The 4,042-nt window shown below is 39.4% G+C and carries 3 protein-coding genes; 2 read left to right on the top strand and 1 reads right to left on the bottom strand.

Features of this window, described 5'->3' with window-relative positions; all coding sequences use genetic code 11:
- Together ACEW80_RS06185 and ACEW80_RS06180 are read left to right on the top strand one after the other, a co-directional pair.
- On the top strand, window positions 1-253 hold a 253-nt coding region (locus ACEW80_RS06185; protein ID WP_373525755.1), incomplete at its 5' end, for a hypothetical protein.
- The gene (locus tag ACEW80_RS06180) at window positions 240-2,735 is read left to right on the top strand and encodes a CHAT domain-containing protein (RefSeq protein ID WP_373525754.1); all 2,496 of its coding nucleotides are present in this window, start codon (window positions 240-242) and stop codon (window positions 2,733-2,735) included. The genes ACEW80_RS06185 and ACEW80_RS06180, both read left to right, overlap by 14 nt.
- Window positions 2,736-2,962: 227 nt before the next feature.
- Here ACEW80_RS06180 and ACEW80_RS06175 read toward each other — a convergent pair whose 3' ends face one another.
- The gene (locus tag ACEW80_RS06175) at window positions 2,963-3,889 is read right to left on the bottom strand and encodes a tetratricopeptide repeat protein (protein WP_373525753.1); all 927 of its coding nucleotides are present in this window, start codon (window positions 3,887-3,889) and stop codon (window positions 2,963-2,965) included.
- Window positions 3,890-4,042: the final 153 nt, after the last annotated feature.

The raw sequence follows: 4,042 nt of genomic DNA, 5'->3' as shown, positions 1-4,042 counted from the left end.
TGAGTCTATTTCAGTTCAAGCAAGTGATAACTCAGAGAAACTAAAACCGCCAATTCAGGAAGTAAAACCAATTGTAGAAGCCCAAACTGCGGTAATAGAACCATCAGGAGATGTCAACTTATTGGCAGAACCGAATAAAGAGATTGCTGTTGTTTCGTCGTCGCCTGATGGTTCTTGCTTTGCTCAAGACTTTGCTCAAGATTCTGTATCAAAATTTTTACCCGAAACCAGAGCGATATATGAAAATCACTAGACGCGGGTACTTATTTTTGTGGTTCACAGGTTTGTTAATGGCTGTTGGCAAGCCATCCCGACTCATGGCTCAGGGTGGAAATAAAAATACACAACGCAATCAGGCGCAATTTTTGACTGCTCAAGGACATGAACAGTTAAATCAGGGGCAATATTGGGAGGCTCTTGCGACTTGGGAAGAAGCTACAAAGATTTATGGTCAACTCCGTTTAGATGAAGGTGTTACTGGGAATTTAATCAACCAAAATCTCGCCCAACAAGCTCTGGGGTTATACTCTAACGCCTACGATACCATGTTGTCAGCTTTAAAAATGGATAAGCGGATTTTTTCTCCAACGCTTAATCCATATATAGAATTTGATGAAAAAGCACTTTACGCAACAATTCATCAAGTAAATCCAACGTCAGTAAATTTGCTGGCACTACGAAATCTGGGAGATGTTTTACGTTTAGTAGGTAAGTTAAATGAATCGGAAATAGTTTTAAAAGAAACGTTATCGCTCACTCAACAAATGAAATTAAGGGAGGAAGTTAGTTCAATTTTACTTTCGTTGGGGAATAGTAAACAGTCGATGTACGAGCGATCACGAGATCAGTATAAATGGGTAGAAGAACCAGTTTTTAAAAAACAAACCGTTGCTCTGATTCAGCAAAATGCACTCTTCTCGCTTGATTATTACGAACAGGTAAATAACATAGCAGGCGCTTCTCAATCTCTCAAGCTCAAATCTCAACTACACCGCTTGAGCTTATTATTAGATTTTCATAAATGGTTGACCACAGAATCTAGGTCGGGTAATAAGAAAACAGTCATAAATAAGATTGAGCAACAAATTCCAGCTTCAATAGACCTAATATTGAAAAACTCTTCAGCTTTTTCTGAATTATCTATTAGCCAATCTGCTTATGCAAAGCTAAATTTTGCTGAGAACCTAAATAAAACTTTAAATAAACAATTGCAGTCTGTAGCTGTAGAGTATGCAGAATCTGCCTTAAAAACAGCTAAGACCCTTAAGAATCAACGCTTAGAATCTTACAGTTTGGGTACTCTAGGTAAATTGCAACCAGAACAATCACAAACATACTTTGAGCAAGCTTTAGGCTTTGCTCAATCAGTTCAGGCGTGGGATATTGCCTATCAATGGCAGCAAAAATTGGGTGATTTGTATAGTAAACAAGGAAAATCTGAAAAAGCTTTTAAAATTTACCAAGCAGCTATTAGTAGCTTAACACAAGTTCGTACTAACCTTTTATCTAGCAACCCTGATACTCAGTTCTTCTTCTACGAACAAGCGGAGCCTGTGTACCGTAATTATATGCGATTGCTACTAGCAAATTCTAGCCCTGATCTAAAACAAGTACTTCAGACGAATGGACGATTGCAAATAGCACAGTTAGAAAACTTTCTTCAATGTGGCAAACTTGACCTTGTGCCATTGAACGAGCTTCAAAATTTACCTAGCACCACTGCAATAATTTACATTATTGATTTAGGCGCAACTATAGAAGTAATTGTCCAATCTTCTGACTACTCCCTTCACCATCATTCTGTTGATTCAAAGCTAATTAGAGGTCATGTCATTAATCTGTTAAATATTTTACAGTCTGCTAGGTTATCCTCTACTGATAATCCTAAAATTACCTCACCTTATCAAAAGCTTTATAAGTTGCTGATTGCGCCAATCAAAATATATTTACCCTCATTAGGAACGCTAGTGTTTGCTTTAGATGCTTCTTTCCAAAGCTTACCAATGGGATTGCTTCATGATGAGAGAGACTATTTAATAAAGCGATACAGTGTTGCACAAACTTTGGGTTCTAAAGTCCGAGCACCTAAATCTTTGTCCCAAGAGCGATTAACAGCTTTAATTGCTGGACTCTCCAAGCGCAGCCCTAGCTTCAATGACCAGAACGCTCCCAAAGGTTTAAAAGCGCTACCAGGAGTAGCAGAAGAGGTAGCAGATGTGAAGAAACAAACTACTTCCTCAAAAATATTGCTAGATGAAAAATTTACCAGTTTACAGTTTAAGGAAGAACTAAGTAAAAAAGCCTTTCCAATCATGCACATAAGCACTCACGGTCAATTCAGTTCTCAGACTAAAAAGACGGTATTTTTAGCTTATGATAAAGTAATTAACATCTTAGAGTTTGACAGTTTAATAAAAGATAAAACTCAGTCCAGTGAAAATGCAATTGAGTTATTAGTTTTGAGTGCCTGTCAGACAGCGAAAGGAAATAAAAAGTCAACGCTGGGAATGGCTGGAGTGGCAGCACAAGCCGGGGCGCAGAGTATAGTCGCCAGCTTATGGTTGGTAGATGAAGGTTCCACCGCTCAACTTATGAAAGAATTCTACGAGGGTCTGAAAAAGGGCTTGACTAAAGCAGAGGCTTTACGTCTTGCACAATTGAGTTTGTCATCCAATCCTCAATACACCCACCCTTATTTTTGGGCGGGTTTCGTACTCGTTGGAGGATGGCTTTAAACCAATTCGCAATTCGCTTTTTCGCCCATTCGCTTTTTCGCCCATTCGCAATGACGCGACGCTTACGATGACTCGCTACCGCTGCGTCCCTTGGGTGTCTCGTAGAGAAGAGAGCAATTACGTTTTGTGACGCTTTCCATCCACAAAACTTCGGGGGATTTAGCTTAGGCGTTCAATTCGCGTTGCTTGATAGAAGCAGAGGACTTTAACCCCCAAAGGTCGTTAAGTTACAAGTCTGGACAATTTGTAATTGTTGTCTCAGGTAACTTATGTTTGTGATAACACTCTATGATCTTTAATCCTTCTTGCACACGAGTTAATTCATTGAAATTACCAGTGCTTTTCGCCAATTGAGCTGCTTTGGCATATTCACGCACGGCTTCATTAGGTAGCCATGCTTCTAAATACCGTTCTGCTAATAAGCGATAAACAGCGGGATTTTGACTTCTCTTTAAAACTAATACTTTCAATGTTTCAATCGTTTCATTCAAAAGATTTCTAGACATATATATGGCATCTAAATCCGAAATAGCAGCTTCATCTGGATCTAAGCCTAATTCATTAATCTGCTTCACCCTTTGTGCAATAGCATTTTGTTCTTCTTGGGTCAAAACACTAACTACTAATGGCTCGGAGGAACTAATAGCGGTATCACCCACGTTTGCAAGCACAGTAAACTTGTAGGTGTTCCCAAACTGTAATTCCTTTTCTTCTTCTGGGTAGGGCAGTGTGGTAATTGTTTTATCGACTGTTATCTCCCAGTAAAACTCGTAACCACTGACAACTACTGTGTAGCTAGTAGCTTTAGAAACAGCAGACCAAGAGATTGGAGGTCTGGTACTTAACATTGAACTGCCATAGGGACTAATTAGCGTTGGTACATTCTGCTCCTCATCTGAACCCCTAGTATTCTTGCACCTACTTGGGTTCAATCCTGTACATAACTCCACTTTTTCTTTTGGCAATACACATTCGTCGGGAGCATCGAAAATCTTACTCTGCTTAAGATATAAAAATTTTCCATTCAAATAGCACAGAGCCGTGACTGTACGCCCCTTAACTGGTTTAATGCGATCTCCTGGGCATATTTGGCTACCTACTGGTAAATTCAAATCACTTGCGCTATAAATTCGACCGATTGGCTTGACACACACCTCTGTTGCTATTTGTAACGACCTGCAATACTAATCGCTAAAACCTGCAATCAAGACATTTACAAACCAGGATTAAATGCAACTATAATTGCGCTTCAGCCAGGATTAAATGCAACTGAGCCAGGATTATTTGCAACCAACCTGCAATCATCG

This window comes from Nostoc sp. (genome assembly GCF_041747015.1).
GTDB lineage: Bacteria > Cyanobacteriota > Cyanobacteriia > Cyanobacteriales > Nostocaceae > Nostoc.
Note: the sequence above shows the minus strand (reverse complement) of the source record. Positions and strands in the feature narration are given on the sequence as shown.

Coding starts and splice junctions, on each gene's coding strand:
- ACEW80_RS06180 (WP_373525754.1), top strand. CDS start 240: ATGAAAATCACTAGACGCGGGTACTTATTTTTGTGGTTCACAGGTTTG.